This window comes from Sphaerisporangium rhizosphaerae, from assembly GCF_042665155.1.
GTDB classification, from domain to species: Bacteria; Actinomycetota; Actinomycetes; order Streptosporangiales; family Streptosporangiaceae; genus Sphaerisporangium; species Sphaerisporangium rhizosphaerae.
This window is the reverse complement of record NZ_JBHTCG010000049.1, coordinates 15,483-37,172: the sequence shown is the minus strand read 5'-3', so window position 1 is coordinate 37,172 and position 21,690 is coordinate 15,483. Positions and strand designations below refer to the sequence as shown.

The 21,690-nt window shown below is 73.2% G+C and carries 18 protein-coding genes; 3 read left to right on the top strand and 15 right to left on the bottom strand.

Annotated elements, in window-relative coordinates:
- Positions 1-16: 16 nt before the first annotated feature.
- The 5 genes from ACFQSB_RS37890 to ACFQSB_RS37870 form a co-directional block, all read right to left on the bottom strand.
- On the bottom strand, positions 17-2,302 hold the full coding sequence (locus tag ACFQSB_RS37890; protein WP_380831996.1) for a polysaccharide lyase 8 family protein: 2,286 nt from the start codon (positions 2,300-2,302) through the stop codon (positions 17-19).
- A gap of 207 nt (positions 2,303-2,509) precedes the next feature.
- A complete protein-coding gene (locus ACFQSB_RS37885; RefSeq protein WP_380831994.1) occupies positions 2,510-5,128 on the bottom strand; it encodes a CHAT domain-containing protein in 2,619 nt (872 codons plus the stop codon).
- Positions 5,125-5,817 (bottom strand): hypothetical protein, encoded by a 693-nt coding sequence (locus ACFQSB_RS37880; RefSeq protein WP_380831993.1) that lies wholly within the window; start codon positions 5,815-5,817, stop codon positions 5,125-5,127. The genes ACFQSB_RS37885 and ACFQSB_RS37880 overlap by 4 nt, the downstream gene beginning before the upstream one ends.
- Positions 5,814-6,359: an RNA polymerase sigma factor gene (locus tag ACFQSB_RS37875; RefSeq protein ID WP_380831991.1), complete on the bottom strand. Its 546-nt coding sequence runs from the start codon at positions 6,357-6,359 to the stop codon at positions 5,814-5,816. Before ACFQSB_RS37875 ends, ACFQSB_RS37880 begins: the two co-directional genes overlap by 4 nt.
- Before the next feature lie 43 nt (positions 6,360-6,402).
- A complete protein-coding gene (locus tag ACFQSB_RS37870) occupies positions 6,403-7,431 on the bottom strand; it encodes a S8 family peptidase (protein ID WP_380831989.1) in 1,029 nt (342 codons plus the stop codon).
- 203 nt (positions 7,432-7,634) lie between these two features.
- Between ACFQSB_RS37870 and ACFQSB_RS37865 the strand changes: the two genes are divergently transcribed.
- Positions 7,635-8,129 (top strand): DUF3145 domain-containing protein, encoded by a 495-nt coding sequence (locus ACFQSB_RS37865; protein ID WP_354917701.1) that lies wholly within the window; start codon positions 7,635-7,637, stop codon positions 8,127-8,129.
- Between the two features lie 187 nt (positions 8,130-8,316).
- On the opposite strand, the gene ACFQSB_RS37860 is transcribed toward ACFQSB_RS37865, so the two are convergent.
- From ACFQSB_RS37860 to ACFQSB_RS37820, 9 genes are all read right to left on the bottom strand, one after another.
- Positions 8,317-9,744, bottom strand: coding sequence for an acyl-CoA carboxylase subunit beta (locus tag ACFQSB_RS37860; RefSeq protein WP_380831987.1), 1,428 nt, complete (start codon positions 9,742-9,744; stop codon positions 8,317-8,319).
- Between the two features lie 12 nt (positions 9,745-9,756).
- Entirely contained in the window at positions 9,757-10,989 is a 1,233-nt protein-coding gene (gene fabF, locus ACFQSB_RS37855; protein WP_380831986.1) for a beta-ketoacyl-ACP synthase II, read from the bottom strand.
- A gap of 79 nt (positions 10,990-11,068) precedes the next feature.
- Entirely contained in the window at positions 11,069-11,308 is a 240-nt protein-coding gene (locus ACFQSB_RS37850; protein ID WP_347632694.1) for an acyl carrier protein, read from the bottom strand.
- A gap of 73 nt (positions 11,309-11,381) precedes the next feature.
- Positions 11,382-12,338, bottom strand: a complete 957-nt coding sequence (locus ACFQSB_RS37845; RefSeq protein WP_380831985.1) for a beta-ketoacyl-ACP synthase III — start codon at positions 12,336-12,338, stop codon at positions 11,382-11,384.
- Positions 12,335-13,279, bottom strand: coding sequence for an ACP S-malonyltransferase (locus tag ACFQSB_RS37840; RefSeq protein ID WP_380831983.1), 945 nt, complete (start codon positions 13,277-13,279; stop codon positions 12,335-12,337). The genes ACFQSB_RS37845 and ACFQSB_RS37840 overlap by 4 nt, the downstream gene beginning before the upstream one ends.
- 117 nt (positions 13,280-13,396) lie before the next feature.
- Entirely contained in the window at positions 13,397-14,506 is a 1,110-nt protein-coding gene (locus ACFQSB_RS37835) for a PucR family transcriptional regulator (protein WP_354848788.1), read from the bottom strand.
- Positions 14,507-14,634: 128 nt separating this feature from the next.
- Positions 14,635-15,084, bottom strand: coding sequence for a DUF350 domain-containing protein (locus ACFQSB_RS37830; RefSeq protein ID WP_354848451.1), 450 nt, complete (start codon positions 15,082-15,084; stop codon positions 14,635-14,637).
- Between the two features lie 85 nt (positions 15,085-15,169).
- The gene (locus ACFQSB_RS37825; protein WP_380831982.1) at positions 15,170-16,324 is read right to left on the bottom strand and encodes a glutathionylspermidine synthase family protein; all 1,155 of its coding nucleotides are present in this window, start codon (positions 16,322-16,324) and stop codon (positions 15,170-15,172) included.
- 1 nt (position 16,325) lies between these two features.
- Positions 16,326-16,775, bottom strand: coding sequence for a hypothetical protein (locus ACFQSB_RS37820; RefSeq protein WP_380831980.1), 450 nt, complete (start codon positions 16,773-16,775; stop codon positions 16,326-16,328).
- Between the two features lie 167 nt (positions 16,776-16,942).
- On the opposite strand from ACFQSB_RS37820, the gene ACFQSB_RS37815 reads away from it, so the two are divergent.
- Together ACFQSB_RS37815 and ACFQSB_RS37810 are read left to right on the top strand one after the other, a co-directional pair.
- Positions 16,943-17,974, top strand: a complete 1,032-nt coding sequence (locus ACFQSB_RS37815; RefSeq protein ID WP_380831978.1) for a PHP domain-containing protein — start codon at positions 16,943-16,945, stop codon at positions 17,972-17,974.
- A 148-nt stretch (positions 17,975-18,122) separates the two neighbouring features.
- Entirely contained in the window at positions 18,123-18,821 is a 699-nt protein-coding gene (locus ACFQSB_RS37810; RefSeq protein WP_380831977.1) for a helix-turn-helix transcriptional regulator, read from the top strand.
- Positions 18,822-18,886: 65 nt separating this feature from the next.
- Here ACFQSB_RS37810 and aceE read toward each other — a convergent pair whose 3' ends face one another.
- Positions 18,887-21,643: a pyruvate dehydrogenase (acetyl-transferring), homodimeric type gene (aceE, locus tag ACFQSB_RS37805; RefSeq protein ID WP_354848466.1), complete on the bottom strand. Its 2,757-nt coding sequence runs from the start codon at positions 21,641-21,643 to the stop codon at positions 18,887-18,889.
- Between the last annotated feature and the right edge of the window lie 47 nt (positions 21,644-21,690).

The following is a 21,690-nucleotide window of genomic DNA, read 5'->3' as shown; positions in this document are numbered from 1 at the left end:
GGCGGCGCACCGGCGGCTAGCCGAGGCGCACGGTGATCGTGTGGGAGGCGCCTTCCCGGTCCGCGAGCCGGCCGAGGCCGAGGGTGAGCGCCGCGCCGGTCCGCGCGCCGGTCACCAGCGGGTGCCCGTGGAGGACCTCCGCCACCGGGCGGCGCCAGGTGACGGTGAGTTCCGTGAGGTCCCGGCGGGGGTCGGCCACGGTGACCGTGGCCGTGCCGTCGCCGGGCTCCCTGACCAGGACGGCGCACGGCGCGGAGGCGGACAGCCCGCCCGCGGCCCCGGCGTCCCAGAAGTTGACGGCGGTGATGCCGAGCGAGGGGACGTGGACGCTCTGCAGGCGCGGGGTGTTGGCGAGCACCTGCGCCCAGCCGGGGTCGGCGGCGCGGGCCCGCGTGGTCGCGAGGCTCGCGCCCGGCAGGAGCAGGTACACGTAGCCCGCCGAGACGGGGTCCACCCCGTGGTCGAGCCACAGTGTCACGTAATCCCGTCCGGCCGGTTCGGGGCCCTCGCTTCGTCGTCGCTCTCGCACCGTGCGCAGGGGCGCGCCGCCGGGCAGGACGTAACCACCATGCCCGGTCAGATGCGCCCAGGTGGCCTCCACCATGAGCGCCGCGCCGGTGCGGCGGTTGTCGACGATCGTCTCGACCGGGACGCCGTCGCGGGAGGTGATCCCCGCGCCCAGGCACACCACGGCGTCGTCCAGGAACACCCAGGACTTGAACGCCTCCATCGTGCTCTCCAGGCCGTTCAGATGCTGGCCGACCGTGGCGTACACGCCGTCGGTCGCGCCGCCCACCCAGCGCCCCGGCGGGCAGGTGTCGCCCCATCCCTCGCCGGCGCCGTCGGCCAGCCGCCGGGTCGAGACGGTCGTGCCGGGCAGCCGATAGGGGTCCACGGTCGGCCAGAAGGAGTCGGAGTACTGGTCGCCATGACCCTCGGCCCACCAGTAGAGCATCCCCGAGCCGGTGTGCCAGCCCCGCGGGTTCTCGCCGTTGCCGTGCTCGTAGTGGCCGATGCGCGAGGAGGCCATGCTCAGCCCCGCGCACCAGCCGGGCCTGCGGTGCACCGCGCGGGCGCTCATCGCCATCAGCCGGTGCCCGACCGGCTCCGCGGCCGCCGGGACGGCGTCGTCGGCGAGGACCGCGGACAGGCGGGCGTGGAAGCCGAGGTCGACCGCCTCGGCCGTGCCGAGCATGGGCACGCAGGTGTCCCGCAGCGCCCACCCCTTCACCATGGCCCGCCAGCGCGCCCGTTCGGCGGCGGAGGCGGACTCACCGAGCAGCAGGGTCGCGGCGGCGATCTGGTGCCCCCTGCCGTGGTCGCCGTACGGCCTCCTGGCGACGCCGCGTCCGCGCACCATGTCCATGCAGAAGCCGTCGTGCACCACCGGTGCGAACGCGTTCTCGACGCTGTCGAAGACCACCTGCGCGTTCGGGTCGTCGATCTCCCAGGGAGATCCGCGCAGCACGGCGAACAGCGTCGCCAGGCCGGACAGCAGCGATGCCCCGTACGCGCCCTGGTAGGGGACGTAGGTGTGCTGGATGAAGGAGCCGTCCCGGTAGAACCCGTCACCGTCGCGGACGTAGGGGAAGACGGGGGACAGGGCCGAGACCGCCAGGGCCGCCTTGCGCGGGTCGGACCTCAGCATGGCGCACAGCAGCATGACCACGCACAGGTCCACGCGGTTGGCCCCGGTGCTGGTGCCGCTGTAGGAGGCCAGACGGCGCTCGGGGACGAAGTGATCGACCGCGTCCCTGAGTGCCCTGCTCTGCGCGTCGGTGAGGTGGGGGCCGATCAGGACGGCCGCGTCCAGCAGTCGCTTCGGGACGCCGATCTGCCAGTGCCACCAGTTGCCCACCTCCTCGGCGTCCGCCGCGTACACGCGCCGCCGGTAGTGGTCGATGCCCGCCGCCACCGCGGCGGCCAGGCCGGGGTCGCCGGTCAGCCCGGTCCCTGGCAGGGCGTAGGCGCGGGCCATGGCGCGCAGCCGCTCCAGGGTGGAGACGAACGACGGGAACGGCCGGTCCGGCCACACCCACGCGTCGGCGGGCGCCATGGCATCACGGTGCCGTGCGGCCCTCGCCCCGAGGGCGGCCAGCCGGGCGCGGTACGGCTCGGCCGCGGGATCGAACCCCGTCCCGGCCGTCACCTCGCGCCACCGTCGCCGCAACCGGGCGAAATGACCGGCGAACAGAGCGGTGAGGGCGCCTTCCCCCACCGGCCCCGCCGACCCCGGGACCACGAGCCCGGCCGCGACCATCCCGCCGAGCCGAAGAAACGACCGCCTGCTCCGCCCGCCCACGCATGGATTATGACCTGATCTTTCGACCTTTACGGCCCTTCCGGCTCGATGCCCGGCACGTGGCCCCTGTCCGGCGAGAGCCGGCGACCGTCGTCTCGACGGGCCGGGCAGGGGAGGGACGCGGCGTCCTGGAGGAAGAACGGCTTCTCGGCGGCCGTGTGGCCACAAAAGGCGGCGCCCCGGTGTCGTGCGTGTAGAGAGTGCCCCTCATCGGTCGTGCGACCGGAGGGGGTGGCCGAGGGAGCCGAAGCAGGCGAACCCGTGCACGCCGGTGCGCTCCGACGCGATGGCCAGCGCCTCGGCCGGAGCGTGCCCGCGCACCAGCAGCTTGTGCAGCAGCGTCATCAGGGTGAGCGCCTCCTCGTCGCGCACGGGGACCAGTCCGGCGATCACGCAGGCCGAGCCCTGGTCGAGGAAGGCGCCGGCCAGCCCCAGGGCGGTCCCGTCGACCGGCGCGTGGGCCATGCCCGCGTCACAGGCCGACAGCACCACCAGCCACGGCGTCCGGCGCAGTCCCAGCAGGTCGTACGCCATCAGCGCTCCGTCGTCCAGGGCGATGCGCGACAGCAGCGGGCTGCGCGCCGAGAAGAACCCGTGGGCGGCGATGTGCACGACCTCGGCCCGGCCGAGCGCGGCGAGCACGCCGGCCGTGGTGGCGGCGACGCGCACCGCCGTGGCGGCCGGGTCACCGGGCGGCCGGCGGGTCGTCGCGGTGCGGGCGGCCTCCTGGTAGGCGCGGACGACCCTCGCCGCCTCGGTGCCCGCGTGCTCCAGCCCCGGCCCGGCCACGGCCGCCACCAGCGGCGCACCCACCACAACAGGGCCGGCGACACCGTCGGACGGTGGTACCGGCGCGGGGGACGGCCGGACGCCGGAGGGCGGGTCAGGGTGACGGGAGGTGGCGGTGAGCCAGGCGCCGGCGCTGGCGGCGACGCACAGGGCCCGGCCGTGCAACGGCGGCAGCGTCGCCCATGGGAGCGTGTGAAGCGCTCCGGTCGGCACGATCACCAGTGGGCGATCGGCGATGTCGGCGGCCAGCGGGTCCACGAGCCGTGCCGCGAGGGCCCCGGCCTCCACCGCCACCCCGGGCGGGCCGGAGCCGGTGTCGCGCAGACCGGCTCGCCGCAGGCCGTACCGCAGCCGGATCGTCGCCTCGGCCGCCTCGGTGTAGGAGCCGAGCGACCGCAGCACGCGATGTTCGGCGGTGACGACCACGGCGGCGAGCAGGTCGTCGTGGCGCACCAGTTGCACCAGCGCGGCGCCGCCCAGCGCGGCGCGCAGGTGATCGATCGGCATGGCCTCCCCGGCGTGCCCCCGGGCGACCGCGCGGCAGTGCTCGGCCCAGCCGAGGACGGTGTCCGGCCGCCCGTCACGCAGGGCCAGCGACAGGCCGAACCCGGCGAGCCGCTCACCCGCCCGTACCGCGTGCGCCCGCACTCCGGGGTCGCTCAGCCGCTCGCTGCCCGCGGCGGCCTCCCTAAGACCCTCGCGCAGCGCGGAGAACGCGGCCGGCGGATCGCCCCGGAGACTGTGCCGGAGCGCCACCGCATGATGGCGCACGACCCGGTGCGCCCTCCCCGCCGCCGGCGCCCCGTTGATGACGAACTCCAGATCGCCCTCCACCACATCGGGCACCGAACCTCCGGCGTCGGTGGGCCCGGCCGTGGTGAGCTCCGCGGCGGTGAGGCGGAGGGCGGCGGCGGGGGCGGGCCATCCGTGGGCGGCGAGCCGGGCGGCCAGGGAGCGGGCCTGCTCCGCCAGCCGTGGCGACGGCCGCTCGACGGCGATGCGCGAGCGCAGGATCACTTCCTCGGCCAGCGGGACCCAGGCGTCGCGGCCTTGGCCGTCCAGCTCGCGGGCCGCCGCCTCGGCGGCCGCCCGCGCCTGGTAGGGGTCGCCGACGAGCAGTTCGACCTGCGCCAGCAGCAACCGTGACTCGGCCAGCGCGACCAGGGCCCCGGTGGCGGCGAGGTCGGGGACGGCCTGCCTGAGCAGCGCGCGGGCCTCCCCGGGGAGATAGGCGGCCAGCAGCGCGCCCGCGAAGTCGGCGCGCATGGCGGCGAGCCGTTCGGGATATCCCGTCAGCGCGCGCTCGGCTGCCTCGTAGCCGGTGAAGGCGGCCTGGACGTCCCCGCGCCGGGCGGCGACGAACGGCACGTTGGCCTCGGCGAGGGTGGCGATGTGGTCGAGCCCGGCGTCCCGGGCGAGGGCCGCACAGGCGGACAGGTCGCGTGACGCCGCGTCGTAGTCTTCGAGGAAGGTGTGCGCGAGGCCCCGGTTGAGCAGCGCGCCCGCCAGGAAGCGGGGGTCGCCGGCTCCGGTGAGCCGTTCGACGGCCCGGTCGCAGTGCGCCACCGCCTCCCCAGGACGGCCGAGGCGCACCAGGGCCACCGAGCGCTGGACGCCGAGCCGCGCGGCGTCCAGGCCGCCGAGGCCGCCCTCGGCGAGGTCGGCGACGCGGAGGGCGCCGACGGGGTCGCCGAGTTCCGTGCGGACCGCGACCAGCGACATCCGCGCCTGGGCCGCGCGTCCGGGCAGGTCGCGGGCCACGCGGACCGCCTGGTCCAGATGGTCGGCGGCGGGCCGGAGGTCTCCCAGCTCGCGCGCGGCCAGGCCGAGCGCGCGGTGGGCGATCGACTCGGCCTCCCGGCAGCCCCACGCCCTCGCCCGGTCGAGAACGGCGAGCGCGTCCCGGCGCGCCCGTTCGGGGTCGGCCCCCGAACCCTCGACCGCCCGCTCGGCCGCCGCGACCAGGTGGCGGTGCTCGGGCGGCTCGGTCGAAGGGCGGCTGAGGGGGGCGGTCGTCGTCAGGGGGTCGGGGGTCATGGGCGGACGCACTGCCAGCGGGTGGCCACGGGTGGGGCGCCGGTGCGGTGGTACACGACGCTCACCCATCCGTGGGGCAGTCCTGTGGTGGCGAACTCCCCGGTCTCGGTGGGCAGGCGCATCTTGCTGACGTGGGGTGTCCTGATCTCGACGCGGGCTCCTTCGCCCGGGGCGGGGAGCACCTGGCCGGCCAGGTCGAGATGGGAGTCGCAGACCGTGATCTCGACGTCGATGGTGAGCTCCTCGGCGGCGAAGCGCAGCAGGCGCGGCTCTCCCTCGGACGCGTGCCCGTCGGAACGCACCCCGGCCGGCGGCTTGGCCCGCGCGAACGGCGGCCGGACGCCGGAGACGGGCGGCCGGGTGCCGGACGGCGGCGGCCGGGTGCCGGAGAAGGACGCCGCGCCGAGCGGGCGGCCGAACCGGGGCGCGGACCTGCCCTCGCCGGGTGATCCTGGTGGACGGCCGTCGAGCAGGCGATGGACCTCAACCGGGGAGACGTCCCGGTGCGGCGGCGAGTCCTCGGCCTCGGGCCCGGGTGGCGAGTCGTGGAGCGGGACCAGGTCGGCGATGACGGCGTCGGGCAGGCGCAGGGCGTGGACGGCCTGAGCGTCGGTGATGACATGGGCCGGGACGGGATCGGCGCCGGCCGCGAGACGAAGGGCGGCCAGCAGGTGGTCGTCGTCGGTCATCGCTGGTCCTCCACGAGTGATCTCAGGCGTTTGAGGCAGCGGATGCGGGTGGGGCCGATGCTGCCGATGGGCATGCCCAGCCGCCGGGACAGCTGGGCGTAGCTGGCGTCGGGCGCCAGGACGATCAACCGCACCAGGGCCCCGCACGGCCGGGGCAGGGTGTCGACGGCCGCCCAGAGCCGCCGTCCCTGGTCGTCGCTGAGCAACGCCGCGACCGGATCGCCGCCGCCGGAGCCCGGCGGATCGGCGCCGCTGGGGGGTGGCAGGTCGGTGGGCAGGCCGGAGGGCCGGGCGCCCGCCCGCGCCCGGCCGATGCGCATGGCCTCGTGCCGGGTGGTGGTGATCAGCCAGCCGCCGACGCGCTCGGGGTCGCGGATGGTGTGCCCGCTTTCGAGCAGGCGCAGCCAGGCGGCCTGGACGGCGTCGCCCGCGTCGGCGGGGTCGAGCCCGGTGGCCCGGGCCACGGCCCACATGCGGTGCCCGAAGCGGGAGACCAGGTCGCGCCAGGCCGTCTCGTCGAGGAGGTCGAGGTCGTATGGCATGGGAACACTTCGCGTGATGGGGGAATCGCACTCGGTGATCAGACTAGCGAGGACCGGCGACGTGGACCCCGAGATCGGGAAATCGGGTGCCGGTGGCGTGCAGGACCTGGTGTGCCGCCTCGCCGGTTGGCATGCGGCGTGCGGCGGCGGCGATGGCCCCGCCCACGACGGCGGCCGCGAACGACGTACCACTCCACATGGCATAGCCGTCGAATGGGTGAAAGTCCACGAAACTGCTGGTCAAGGCCTCACCACGCGCGCACGCGTCCACCCAGGGGCCGTAGGCGGAGAAGCGGGCCCGGGTGACCTCGGCCGAGTCGAGGGCGCCCACGGCGATCACTCCGGGCAGCGCGGCGGGCCAGAAGGGCCGCGAGGAGGCGGTGTTGCCCGCGCAGGCGACGACCACGGTGCCGGTGAGCGCGGCCAGAGCGCGTTCCACCAGAGGCGACGCCCGGTCGTCGTAGGTGTGGCAGCCGAAGGACAGCACCAGCACGTCGACGGGCGCCTCACGCAGGGCGCCGAGGGCGCGCAGCACGCCGGCCTCGTCGCCCACGCCGTGGCTGTCCAGAGCCCGCACGACGCGCAGCCGGATGCCCGGCGCCTGGCGCAGCAGCAGCCCCGCGATGAACGTGCCGTGCCCCGCCTGGCCGTCGAGAAGGCCGTCGCCGTCGGCGTCGAGGACCTCGCCCGGCTGGCCGGGGAACCAGTCGGCGCCGGTGAACCAGGGGTGCGGGGCGAGGCCGGTGTCCAGCACCGCGGCCGTCACCCCGGACGGCTCGCCGCCGCCCAGGGCGAGGGCGGGCGCGGGCCGCGGGGCGCCGGAGGGGCCGCCGAAGAACAGCGGCTGCCCCACGACGACATGGTTGGGCGAGGCGTCCTGCCCCCTCTCACGCAACGAGGCGGCGATCTCGCACGGGTCCGCCCCGTGCGACAGGCGCAACAGGAACAGTCCGTCGGTGTGGTGCGCCGACTGGGTCCACCGCCCGGCGGCGTCGGGGGAGCGGGCGAGCAGCTCGCCCGGGCGGATGAAGGCGCGGCGGCCGGGGAGGTGTTCGACGGCCTGCACGTTCACGGGGGGACTCCTTATAGGGAGCGCATAGGGACGGCAATCACAGGATGCATCTTTCCCTATGCGGAGAGTTGTCAAGCGTGATTAGGTATGACCCGGCTCTGGTGCCCCGCCACGACGGACGGTAGTCTCTCCCTCAGTCACTTGTGATCATCCCAGTATGAGGACGTTGGGGAAGGCGCACCTCGTACGAAACGGGAGGTCCGGTGTCTGCTCGTGGCGTGCTGTACGTCCACTCGGCTCAGCCCGCGCTGTGCCCGCACATCGAATGGGCGGTCGCGGGTGTCCTTGGCATACCCGTCGACCTGTCGTGGACCCCGCAGCCAGCCCAGCCTGGCACCGTGCGCACACAGGCCGAGTGGGAAGGTCGTCCCGGCACGGCCGCGGCGATCACGTCGTCCCTCATGGGCTGGCAGCGCATCCGTTTTGAGATCACCGAGGATGCCTCGCCGGGCGTGGACGGCTCGCGGCATGCCTACACGCCGACGCTCGGCGCCTTCACGGCGATGATCGGCGTGTCCGGCGACATCATGGTGCCCGAGGACAGGCTGCGCAACGTGATGCTGATGGCGGCGCAGGGCCGGGTGGTCCTTGAGGAGGAACTCGACAAGCTGCTCGGCAAACAGTGGGACGAGGAGCTCGAGCCGTTCCGGTACGCCGGCGACGGCGCCCCGGTCCGGTGGCTGCACGCGGCGGTGTGACGCGGCGGTGCCGTCCGGATCCCGCCGACATGCCGGGCGGCGGCGAACAGCAGGTTCGGCTGCCGCTCGGCCGCCGGGAGGCCGGCGGTGTGACGCGGCGATGTGAGAGGGTTCCGCAACCGGAACGCCGGTGCGGAACCTTTTTCGTGAGCCCCGGTGAGCCTCGGAAAGCAGGGGCCGTTCCCGGCTACAGCGGGATGTTGCCGTGGGCGCCGCGTGCGGGGGTGGCCTGGGCGAGGACCCTGGCGATGGCGCCGCGGGTCTCGGCGGGCTTGATGACCTCGTCCACCACGCCGATCTGGATGGCCCGGTCGAGGCCGCCGGCGATCTTCTCGTGTTCCTCGGCGAGCCGAGCCTCCACGGCGGAGCGCTCCTCCTCGGGGGCGGCGGCGATCTCGCGCCGCTTGAGCACGCGCACGGCGGCCAGGGCCCCCATGACGGCGACCTCGGCGGTCGGCCAGGCGAACACCCTGGTGGCGCCCAGCGCCCGGGAGTTCATCGCGACGTACGCCCCGCCGTAGGCCTTGCGGGTGACCAGCGTGACCCGGGGCACCGACGCCTCGGCGAAGGCGTGCAGGAGCTTGGCGCCGCGCCGGACGACGCCGTCGTGCTCCTGGCCGACGCCGGGAAGATAGCCGGGGACGTCCACCAGGACGACCAGCGGCACCCCGAAGGCATCGCACATGCGCACGAACCGGGCGGCCTTCTCGGCCGAGGCGGAGTCGAGGCAGCCGGCCAGCCGCATCGGGTTGTTGGCGATGACGCCGACCGTGCGGCCGCCGAGGCGGCCCAGCGTGGTGACGATGTTGGGCGCCCACTTGGGGTGCAGCTCCACCCCGGGCTCGTCCAGCAGGCCGGTGACCAGGGGGTGCACGGAGTACGCGCGGCGCGCCCGGTCGGGCAGCAGGCCGGAGAAGTCGACGTCCTGCACCGACTCGGGGCGCAGGCGGCCCTGGTGGCCGAGCAGCACGGCCAGGCGGCGTGCCTGCAGCAGGGCCTCGCCGTCGGTCTTGGTGACGACGTGGACGACGCCGCTGCGCCTGCTGTGCGGCTCGGGGCCGCCCAGGGCGGCCATGTCGATCTGCTCGCCGGTGACGCTGCGCACGACGTCGGGGCCGGTGACGAAGATGCGGCCCTGGTCGGACAGGATCACCAGGTCGGTGAGGGCCGGCCCGTAGGCGGCGCCGCCGGCGGCCGGACCGAGCACCACGGAGATCTGCGGGACCAGCCCCGAGGCGCGGGTCATCGCGGCGAAGACCCGGCCGACGGCGTGCAGGGACTCGACGCCCTCGGCGAGCCGGGCGCCGCCGGAGTGCCACAGGCCGACGACCGGGACCCGCTCGCGGACCGCGACGTCGTAGGCGTGCACGATGTGCTCGCAACCGGCGGTGCCCATGGCACCGCCCTGGATCCGCGCGTCGCTCGCGAACGCCACCACCGGCACGCCCTCCACGCGCCCCATGGCGGCCAGCGTGCCGCTGCGGTCGTCGTCGGGGGAGAGCGGCTGGACCGTGCCCTGGTCGAACAGGGCGGTCAGACGCGCATGCGGATCGCGAGGGTCGGCAGGCTGCTGTTCGTGAGCCTGGGCCGTCACCCCGTCGTCGAGCACGGTCACGGGCTCTCCCACTCAGGCGCTGGTGAAGGCCACGGCGACGTTGTGCCCGCCGAAGCCGAACGAGTTGTTGATCGCGGCGATCTGGCCCTCGGGGAGCTTGCGCGGCTCGCCGCGCACGATGTCGACCTCGACTCCTTCGTCGAGGTCGTCGATGTTGATGGTGGGCGGGACCACGCGGTCGTACAGGGCCTTGATGGTGAAGACCGACTCGATGCCGCCGGCGCCGCCGAGCAGGTGTCCGGTGGAGGACTTGGTGGCCGTCACGAACGGGTGGTCACCGATGATCTCCTGGATGGCGATCGCCTCCACGACGTCCCCCGCCGGAGTGGAGGTGGCGTGCGCGTTGACGTGCAGGATGTCGCGTCCGGTGAGCCCGGCGTCCTCCAGCACCTTGCGGGCCGCGCTGCGGATGCCGGCGCCCGTCGGCTCGGGCTGGGCGATGTGGTGGGCGTCGGAGGAGTAGCCGACGCCGGCGGCCTCGGCGTAGATGCGCGCGCCGCGGGCCAGGGCGTGCTCCTCGGACTCAAGGACGATGATGCCCGCCCCCTCGCCCAGGACGAACCCGTCGCGGCCGGCGTCCCAGGGACGCGAGGCGTGCGAGGGGTCGTCGTTGCGCGTGGACATGGCGCGCATGGCGGCGAAGGAGGCGATGTTCAGCGGGTGGATGGCGGCCTCGGTGCCGCCGGCCACGACGACGTCCGCCCGTCCCGTCCTGATCATCTCCATGGCGTAGCCGACGGACTCGGCGCCGGTGGCGCAGGCGCTCACGGTCGCGTGGACGCCGGCGGTGGCGCCGAGCTCGATGCTGATCCATCCGGCCGAGCCGTTGGGCATGAGCATGGGGACGGTGAAGGGCGACAGCCGCTGCCAGCCCTTCTCCTTGTAGGTGTCGTAGGCGGCCAGGATCGTGGTGATGCCGCCGATGCCGCTGCCGACGACGACGCCGAGCCGGTCGGGCGCGACCTTCGGTGTCCCGGCGTCCCGCCAGGCCTCGCGGGCCGCGATGAGCGCGAACTGCTCGGCACGGTCCAGGCGGCGGGCCTCGGGGCGGGGCAGCACCTCACCCGGTTCGACGGCGACCTTGGCGGCGAACTTCACCGGCAGGGTGTCGACCCAGTCCTCGGTGAGGGGCCGCACGCCGGACTGCCCGGCGAGGAGCGCCGACCAGGACGAGGCGACGTCTCCGCCGAGGGGCGTTGTCACGCCGAGCCCGGTGACAACGACACGAACTCGATCTCTGCTCACGTGGGGCGCTCCTTGTGGTTCGAGGTGAAGCGTGGGGGGCTCAGACGCCCGGTCGTGCGGCCGGACGCCTGAGGTGGATCTAGTTCTGGATGAAGTTGATGACGTCCTTGACGGTCTTGAGGTGCTTGAGCTGGTCGTCGGGGATCTCGACGCCGAACTCGTCCTGCGCGGCGACGGCGATCTCGACCATGGAGAGCGAGTCGATGTCGAGGTCGTCCACGAAGTTCTTCTCGGGGGTGACCTCGGTCGCCGGGATGCCCGTGATCTCGTTGATGATCTTGCCGAGGCCCGCGAGGATCTCCTGCTCGGTCAGTGCCATGTCGCGATTTCTCCTTGGATTCGGGTGTTTCTCTTGGTGTGTACGGCGCGCCGTGCGGGCCTTCCGTACAAGCTCAGGGGATCTCTATCACTTGGCCGGCGTAGGTCAGGCCCGCGCCGAAGCCGAGCAGCAGCGCCAGGCCGCCCGACTGGACCTCGCCGCGCTCGATCATGCGGCTCAGGGCCAGCGGGATCGAGGCCGCCGAGGTGTTGCCCGCCAGGACGATGTCCTTGGCGATGACCGCCTTGTCCGCGCCGATCTTGCGGGCGATGGCCTCGATGATGCGCAGGTTCGCCTGGTGGGGGACGAAGGCCGCCAGCTCGGAGGGGTCCACGCCGGCACGCTCACACGCCTGCCTGGCGACCGGGTGAAGCGCGGTGGTGGCCCAGCGGAACACCGTCTGGCCTTCCTGGTGGAGGAAGGAGTCGCGGTCCCTGACGATGATCGCGTCGGACTTGTCGCCGGCGCTGCCCCAGACGACCGGCCCGATGCCCGGGGTCTCGGAGGGCCCGACCACGGCCGCGCCGGCGCCGTCCGCGAAGATGACGCAGGTGGCGCGGTCGGTCCAGTCGACCCACTGGGAGAGCTTCTCGGTGCCGACGACCAGCACGTTGGTGGCCGAGCCCGCGCGGACGGCGTCGCCCGCGGCGGCCAGGGCGTAGCAGAAGCCGGCGCAGGCGGCGTTGACGTCGAAGGCGCCGGGGGAGTCGATGCCCAGGCGGTGGGCGACGCGGGCGGCGGCGTTGGGGATCTGCGCCTCGAGGGTGCAGGTGGCGACGACGACCAGGTCGATCTCGTCGGCCGACAGCCCGCTGGCGGCCAGCGCCTTGCCGCCGGCCTGCACGGCGATGTCGATGTCGGTCTCTTCGGGGCCGGCGACCCGGCGTTCCTTGATGCCGACGCGGCTCTGGATCCACTCGTCGTTGGTGTCGATGGTCTTCGCCAGGTCGTCGTTGGTGACGACGCCGGCCGGCTGGTATCCGCCGAAGGCGAGCACCCTGGCGCCCGGGGCGCCTCGCATGATCCTCACTGGCCGGTCTCCTTGCTGATAAGGGCGCGTGCGGCCTCGAGGTCGCCGGGGGTCTTGAGCGCGACCGTCGCGACGCCGGGCAGCGCGCGCTTGGCCAGGCCGGTGAGCGTGCCGCCGGGCAGCAGTTCGATGACGGCGGTGACGCCGAGCCCTGCCATGGTGGCCATGCACAGGTCCCACCTGACCGGGCGGGCCACCTGGTCGACCAGCCGCCGGACGAACTCGCCGCCGCCGGCGACGGCCTGGCCGTCGGCGTTGGACAGCAGGGTCGCGCGCGGGTCGCCGGGGGTGACGCCGGCCGCCTCCGACCGCAGGTGCTCGACGGCGGGCGCCATGTGGCGGGTATGGAACGCTCCGGCCACCGACAGCGCGCGAAGCCGCGCCCGCGCCGGAGGCTCGGCCGCGAAGGCGGCGAGCTGCTCGGTGGTGCCGGCCGCGACGATCTGCCCGGCCCCGTTGATGTTGGCCGGGGTGAGGCCGTGCCGCTCGATGGCCGACAGGACCTCCTCCTCCGCGCCGCCGAGCACGGCCGTCATGCCCGTCTCGGTGACGGCGGCGGCCTTGGCCATCGCCTGGCCGCGCTGCGCGACCAGGCGCAGGGCCTCCTCCGGGGTGAGGACGCCGGCCAGGGTCGCGGCGGTGAACTCGCCGACGCTGTGCCCGGCGAGCACGTCCGCGGCGGGCGCCGTCCCTGCGGCGCCGTCACCCTCCGTGGCCGGCAGCACCTCGGCGACGGCGAGGCCGGCGGCCACGAGCAGGGGCTGGGCGACGGAGGTGTCGCGGATCTCCTCCGCTCCCGCCGTGGTGCCGTAGGAGATCAGGTCGAGGCCGACGACGTCCGACCACGCCGACAACCGGTCGCGCAGACCGGGGATCTCGAGCCACGGGGAAAGGAAGCCGGGAGTCTGGGCGCCTTGCCCGGGAGCGACGATGACGAGCACAAAATCCACCATGCCCTGTAGGAGTTCACCACACTGCTAATGATCCGTACGAACTTTGTCGGTGGGTCTTTGTAGGAATCCTCTATCAGAGGTTTCCGGACCGTTACCGAACCCTGGTTAGGTCGCGGTTGCCCGCGAGAGCCTGCCGAGGATCAGGCCGACCTGCAGAGTGAAGGCCGACCGGCCCTCGGTGGGCTGGTAGCCCGTCAGTTCTGTGATCTTTTTCAGACGGTAACGCACGGTGTTCGGGTGGACGAACAACAGACGGGCCGTGGCTTCCAAAGATGTGCCCTGCTCCAGGTAGGTCGCCAGTGTGTCGAGCAGCGGAGTGCCCTCCAGGGGCTTGTACACGTTCTCGATGAGCTGCTCGCGGGCGTCGGTGTCGCCGTCGATGGCCCGCTCGGCGAGCAGGTCCTCGGCGAGCACCGGGCGGGGGGCGTCCGGCCAGCCCTGCGCCGCCCGCAGGCCGGCGACGGCCGCGCGCGCCGAGCTCGCCGCCGCGTGCAGGTCGGGCACCTCGGGACCGATGACGATGGGCCCCGGGCCGAAGCGCGGCACCACGTGCCGGGCGGCGTCCTTGATGCTGTCGGCCCCGCCCACGATGACGATCAGGCGGTCGCCCTGCACCCCGGCCAGCAGGTCGTGGCCGAGCCTGCGGCCCTTGTCGCGCATGCCGTCGATGACCGTCTGGGGGTCGGCGTCGGGGGCGTAGCCGGCGAGCACGACGACGGGGGAGGAGGTCCAGCCGAGCGCCGCCGCCCACGAGTGCAGCCCTTCGTCCACCTCGCCGCGGACCAGCGCGTCCACGATGAGCGCTTCCAGGCGGGCGTCCCACGCGCCGCGCACCTCGGCCTCGCGGGCGTAGACGTGGGCGGCGGCGAAGGCGACGTCGCGGGTGTAGCGCAGCATGGCCTGGCGCAGCAGTTCCTCGCCGCCGGGCGCCGCGAGCTCCTGCACCTCGGCCTCGACCACCTCCACGACGATGCGCACCAGGTCGACCGTCTGCTGCAGCGAGACCGACCGCTTCAGCTCGCGCGGAGCGGTGCCGAAGATCTCGATGCTCGGCGTCGGCCTGCCCTCGTCGGCGTGCTGGAACCACTCGACGAAGGCGGCGATGCCCGCCTGCGCGACCAGTCCGACCCATGAGCGGTCCTCCGCCGACAGGGCGCGGTACCACGGCAGCCTCTCGTCCATGTGGGTCATCGCGGCGGTGCCGAGACTTCCCATCGCCCGCTCCAGCCGTCGTGCGGTGTCCTCGCGTACCCGGTCATTCACATCCCTAGGGTGCCAGGTCAGCGTGAGTGCGACAGCCGGAGGTGCCGTATGTCACCGCCGGTGCGGCGCGCGGTGGAAGGTCAGATCACCGCGACGGCGGTGATGAGCCCGATCGCCACGTGGGTCACGGCGAGCAGGACGGCGCCCGGCTGCAGCCCCGGCTCGCGCACCAGGTCGCGCACCGAGATGCCGGCCACCCGGTCGAACAGCAGCATGCCCAGGGCCTGCACGACGATGCCGGTGACGCCGAACACCAGGGTGGCCAGCAGCCCTTCCTGCAGGGCGCCGCCGGAGGACCAGATGGACGCCGCGACGATGAGGCCGACGGCGGACAGCCCCGACGAGGTGAGCAGCGCCGCGTTGGGGTTGCGGTCCTGCTGGATCACCTTGCTGAGCCGGCCGGGGGTGGCCAGGTCGATCACGTAGAAGCCGGCGATCATCAGCAGGACGCCCAGGACCGCGTACGCGAGGATCGCGAGGGCTCCTCGGCCGAGCGCCTCCCCGAGGGGACCGGCGAGCGCGATGGTCATGTCTTGTGCTCCTTGGACTGTGTCAGGCGGGGGGTGGGGACGCCGCGCGGGCCGCCCTCGGGGGCGGCGGCGCGGCGGTCACGGGTCAGAGGGCGATGCGGTGCGGGACGAACGAGGAGGTGTCATCGGTGATCAGGCCCGAGGTCTCCCGGATGCCGAGCCCGGCGGCCTCGTCCCCGACCACCCAGGCGCCCAGCACCGGGCGCCAGCCGTCGAAGTCGGGCAGCGCGCGGAACTCCTGGTAGACGTAGCCCTCGGCGCCGTAGTCGCCCTCGGTGCTGTGGGCGCCGTCCGGGGTGACGACGCGCATGCTCGCGCCCTCGCGGCCGAGCAGGGGCTTGGCGATGTGGGCGGGCAGGTCGCGCGGGCCGTCCAGGTAGGCGGGGAGCAGGTTCGGGTGGCCGGGGTGCAGCTCCCACAGCAGGGCCAGCAGCGCCTTGTTGGACAGCAGCATCTTCCACAGCGGCTCGATCCAGGTCATCGAGACCTGCCCGCGCACGGCCCGCGGCCCGAACGGGTCGGCGACCGCCCACTCCCACGGGTAGAGCTTGCACAGCGTGCGGATCACCCGGTGCTCCATGTCGACGAAGCGCAGTGCCCGGGAGTCCCAGCCGATGTCCTCCATGGCGATGGCGACCGTCGCCCGGCCGGCCTGCTCGGCGGTCTCCTGCAGGTAGCCGAGCGTCATGGCCTCCTCGCCGGTCTCGTCCATGTTGGTCCAGGCGAAGTGGGCGGGGCCGGTCTGCAGCGGCAGCTCGCGCCACCGGTCGACCAGGCGCTCGTGGATGGAGTTCCACTGGTCGTCGGCGGGGTGGACGTCCTTGAGCCAGAACCACTGGACCAGCGAGCTCTCGACGAGGCTCGTCGGGGTGTCGGCGTTGTACTCCAGCAGCTTGGCCGGCCCCCGCCCGTCGTAGCGCAGGTCGAACCGGCCGTACACGTGCGGGTCGCGGCGCCGCCAGGACGCCTCGATCTCCGGGGCCACCCACTCGGGGATCGCGAAGTCGCGGTAGCGGCCGGCGGCGACCACGTGCTCGACGGCCGCAAGGCACATGGCGTGCAGCTCCTCGACCTGGCTCTCCAGGGAGAGGACCTCCTCCATGGTGAAGGCGTAGTGCACGGCCTCGTCCCAGTAGGGCCGGTCGAGGCCGGACGGGTGCGCCGAGCGGTGGTAGGCCAGGCCCTGCGACTCGATGGTCTTCTCCCAGCCGTCCCGCCGCGCGGACCTCTGCCTGCGCACCTCAGCTTCCCCCGACGCCGCGGCCGCCGAAGCCGCCGCGCTGGAGCACGGCGCCCGATCTGCTGCTGACGTGGGCGTTCGGCGGCCTGACGGTCGTGCCGCGCAGCACCCGGCCGGCCTGCCTGACGCCCCCGTAGTACCAGCCGAAGGCGCCGCGCGACCCGTAGTAGCCGGAGCGGTGGTCGTCGCAGTGGTCGTCGTCCACGACCTGGTAGGACCCGTCGGCCGTGCGGCTGCGCAGGTCCACGCAGTCGGCGGTGACCTTCTCGGCGAAGGTGCCCTGGGCGGCGCAGAAGCCGACCACCAGGGTGGAGAGCAGTCCCATCGTGCCCAGCGTGATCGCGGTGGAGGACAGCTTCCTGCCGCCGGGCGGCGACGTCGCCGCGGACCTCACCGCGTCTTTCGCCAGCGGATGTGGCGGTCGTACGGGCTTGGGGCGGGGTGTCGCCATCGGGGTCCGTCTCTCGAAAAAGTGTGCAAAGCCTACGTTTGCCCGGTTAACGCGGCAAGCGCGGCAGAAGTTTCTGATGCCTGATGAACAGCGTTATTTCAGTGCTTATCGGACCACAGGCCGTGCGACGCGGGAACGCTGGGTAGATTCGCAGCTGTGGAGCAGCAGTGGAACCGGTAGAAGCGCTGAAGCGCATCGCCTTCCTCCTGGAACGGGCCGGCGAGCCGACCTACCGGGTGCGGGCCTTCCGCGGCGCCGCCTCCGCCATCGGCGACCTCCCGCGCGACGAGCTCGCGCGGCTCGCCCGCTCCGGCGGGCTGCAGGAGCTCAAAGGCGTCGGCAAGGTCACCGCCCTGGCGATCACCGAAGCCCTGGACGGGCACGTCCCCACCTATCTGCGCCGCCTGGAGGACACCGCCGGCCTCGACCTGGACGAGGCGACGGCCGCCCTGCGCGCCGCCCTCAAGGGCGACCTGCACAGCCACTCCGACTGGTCCGACGGCGGCTCGCCCGTCCGGGAGATGGCCGAGGCCGCCCGCGGGCTCGGCCACGACTACCTCGCCCTCACCGACCACTCGCCGCGGCTCACCGTCGCCCGCGGCCTGTCCCCCGAGCGGCTGCGCGAGCAGCTCGACCTGGTCGCCGGGCTCAACGACAAGCTCGCGCCGTTCCGCGTCCTGACCGGCATCGAGGTCGACATCCTGCCCGACGGCTCGCTCGACCAGGAGCCCGAGCTGCTCGACCGGCTCGACGTGGTGGTCGCCAGCGTCCACTCCAAGCTGCGCATGGACGCCGGCGACATGACCCGCAGGATGGTCACCGCCATCGCCGACCCCCGCGTCGACGTCCTCGGCCACTGCACCGGCCGCATCGTGCGCGGCGACGGCCGCCGCGGCGGCCTGCGGCCGGAGTCGGCGTTCGACGCCGAGATCGTCTTCGAGGCGTGCCGCAGGTTCGGCGTCGCCGTCGAGATCAACTCCCGGCCCGACCGGCTCGACCCGCCCAAGCGGCTGCTGCGGCTGGCCTACGAGATGGGCTGCCTGTTCTCCGTCGACTCCGACGCCCACGCGCCCGGGCAGCTCGAATGGCAGCACTTCGGCTGCGAGCGGGCCGCGCGGTGCGGCGTCGAGCCCGCCCGCGTCGTCAACACCTGGACCCTCGACGCCCTGCTCGACTGGACCGCCGGCGCCTCCCGCTGAACCGGCGGAGGCGCTCCAGCGCTCCTGCCGAGCTTCTCCATGATGGCCAGGGTCGCGGCCGGCATGGAGACGGCCGCACGCGGCCGGACCGCCCGGCCCGCCGGGCGCGTGCGGCGCGAATGTCGGTGCCCCGGCGTAGGTTCGGGATGTGAACCGTACCGATCGGCTCTACGCCCTCATCGAGGAGCTGCGCGCGATCTCCCCCCGGTGCCGGTCCGCACGGGAGCTGAGCGAGCGATTACAGGTGGGCGCCCGCACCGTCGAGCGCGACATCGAAGCGCTGCGCGCCGCCGGCGTGCCCGTCCGCGCCGAGGACGACGGGTACGCCCTCGACGAGCCCGCCGCGCCCTCGCCCCTCGACCTCACCTCCGACGAGGCGGTGGCCGTCGCCGTCGCCCTCAGCAGGGCCGGAAGGCGTCCCCTGGCGGGCGGCGCCCGCAGCGCACTGCGCAAGCTGATCGCCGCGACACCGCCCCCCGGCGCGCCCGCGACACCGCCCCCCGGCGCGCCAGCGGCGCGGCCTGCCGCGACCCCCGGCGGGCGGGCCGCGGTCGCCCGGGTCATCGACGAGGCGCTGCTGCACCGGCGGGTGCTGCGCATCACCTACGACGCCAAGTCGGGCGAGACGACCGAGCGCGATGTCGAGCCCGGGGTGTTCATCGGCGGGCGCGGCGGCTTCTGGTACCTGGTGGCGTGGTGCCGTCTCAGGCAGGACGTCCGGGTGTTCCGGCTCGACCGCATCGCGAGCGCCGCGCTCACCGAGGAGGAGGCGCTGCCCCGCCCGTCCCTGGAAGAGTACGCTCCGCGCATCCCCGACCTGATCGCCCAGGACCAGACCCCCGGTTGAGCACCACCTGCGGCGGGCCCTCGCGCGAAGTCGCGCGAGGGCCCGCCGGAGACGCCGCGGAAGGGTCAGACCCCCATGGACTGCGTCTCGTTGCTCTCAGGGGTCGCCTGGGCGACGACCTCGGTGACGCCGTTCTTCAGGTGGTAGCGCGCGATGGCCTCGCGCAGCACCTCCTGCTTGACCTCGCCCCGCCTGGCGAGCTCGGTGAGCACCGCCAGCGTGATCGACGCGGCGTCCACGTGGAAGTGGCGGCGCAGCGCCGAGCGGGTGTCCGACAGGCCGAAGCCGTCGGTGCCCAGCGAGGTCCAGTCGCCGGGGACCCAGCGGGAGATCTGGTCGGGGACCGCGCGCATGTAGTCGCTGACCCCGACGAAGGGGCCACGTGCCGTCGAGAGCACCTGGGTGACGTAGGGCACCCGCTGCTCGGCCTCGGGGTTGAGCAGGTTGTGCTCGTCGCACGCCAGCGCCTCGCGGCGCAGCTCCGACCACGACGGCGCCGACCACACCGCGGCCGCCACCCCCCACTCTTCGGCCAGCAGGCGCTGGGCCTCCAGCGCCCAGCGGCCGGCCACGCCGGAGGCCAGGATGTTCGCCCGCGGGCCCTCGATGTCGGGAGCCGCGGCGAAACGGTACAGGCCCTTGAGCACGCCCTCGGCGTCCAGGCCCTCGGGCTCGGCCGGCTGCGGGTAGGGCTCGTTGTAGACGGTGAGGTAGTAGAAGACGTCCTCGGGCTGCTCGCCGTACATGCGCCGCAGGCCGTCCTGGACGATGTGGGCGATCTCGAACGCCCACGCCGGGTCGTAGGACACGGCGGCGGGGTTGGTGGAGGCGATCAGCGGCGAGTGGCCGTCCTCGTGCTGGAGGCCCTCACCGTTGAGGGTGGTGCGGCCGGCCGTCGCGCCGAGCAGGAAGCCACGGCTCATCTGGTCGCCCATCGCCCACATCTGGTCGGCGGTGCGCTGGAACCCGAACATCGAGTAGAAGATGTAGATCGGGATCATGTGCTCGCCGTGGGTGGAGTACGCGGAGCCGGCGGCGATGGCCGACCCCATGGACCCCGACTCGCTGATGCCCTCGTGCAGGATCTGACCCTCGGTCGACTCCTTGTAGGACAGCAGCAGGTTGCGGTCGACCGCGTCGTAGGTCTGCCCGTGCGGCGAGTAGATCTTGGCGGTCGGGAACATCGCGTCGAGACCGAAGGTGCGGGCCTCGTCCGGGATGATCGGGACGAAGCGCGAGCCGATCTCCTTGTCGCGCATGAGGTCCTTGAGCAGGCGGACGAAGGCCATCGTCGTGGCGACGTTCTGCTTGCCCGAGCCCTTCTTCAGGTCGGCGTAGACCTTGTCGCCGGGGAGCTTCATCGGCTTGGCCCGCATGACGCGCTTGGGCAGGTAGCCGCCCAGCGCCGCGCGCCGCTCGCGCATGTACGCGATCTCCTCGTCGTTCTCGCCCGGGTGGTAGTACGGGGGCAGCTCGCCCTCGAGGTCCTTGTCGGGGATCGGGAGGTAGAGGCGGTCGCGGAACTCCTTGAGCTCGGCCTTGGTCATCTTCTTCATCTGGTGCGTGGCGTTGCGCGCCTCGAAGTCCTTGCCCAGGGTCCATCCCTTGATGGTCTGGGCGAGGATGACCGTGGGCTGCCCGACGTGCTCGCGGGCGGCCTTGAACGCCGCGTACACCTTGCGGTAGTCGTGGCCGCCGCGCGACAGCTTGCGGATGTCGTCGTCGGACAGGTGCTCGACCATCTTGCGCAGGCGCGGGTCGTCGCCGAAGAAGTTCTCGCGGATGTACTCGCCGGACTCGACGGAGTAGGTCTGGAACTGGCCGTCAGGGGTGGTGTTCATCTTGTTGACGAGCACGCCGTCGACGTCGGCGGCCAGGAGCTGGTCCCACTCGCGGCCCCATACGACCTTGATGACGTTCCAGCCCGCGCCGCGGAAGTACGACTCGAGCTCCTGGATGACCTTGCCGTTGCCGCGCACCGGCCCGTCGAGCCGCTGCAGGTTGCAGTTGATGACGAAGGTGAGGTTGTCGAGCTCCTCGCGGGAGGCGAGGCCGATGGCGCCGAGCGACTCGGGCTCGTCCATCTCGCCGTCGCCGAGGAAGCACCAGACGTGGCTGCGGCTGGTGTCCTTGATCTTCCGGTTGAGCAGGTAGCGGTTGAACCGCGCCTGGTAGATCGCCCCGATCGCCCCGAGGCCCATGGAGACCGTGGGGAACTCCCAGAAGTCGGGCATGAGGCGGGGGTGCGGGTACGACGGCAGGCCCTGGAAGCCCTGGGACAGCTCCTGGCGGAAGGCGTCGAGCTGAGACTGGTTCAGGCGGCCCTCGAGGAAGGCGCGGGCGTAGATGCCCGGGGCGGCGTGGCCCTGGATGAACACCTGGTCGCCAGACTCGCCGTGGTCCTTGCCGCGGAAGAAGTGGTTGAACCCCACCTCGTACAACGACGCGGCCGAGGCGTAGGTGGCGATGTGGCCGCCGACGTTGGTGCGGGCGTTGGCCCGGGTCACCATGACCGCGGCGTTCCACCGGATGTAGGCCCTGATGCGCCGTTCGACGTACTCGTCGCCCGGGAACCAGGGTTCGCGCTCCGGCGGGATGGTGTTGATGTAGTCGGTGCTCCGCAGCCCTGGCACCCCGACCTGGTGTTCTCGGGCCCGCTCGAGCAGGCGCAGCATCAGGTAACGGGCTCGGGTGCGACCCTCGGTCTTGACGACGTTGTCAAGCGACTCGAGCCACTCCTGGGTCTCGCTTGGGTCGACATCAGGCAGCTGGCTGGGTAGGCCGTCGCTGATGATCGAGAAACGCTGGCGTCCGGAAGCCACTGGGTCTCGCCTTCCGAGGATGGACGGGTAAGCCTCTTCTTCGTGGT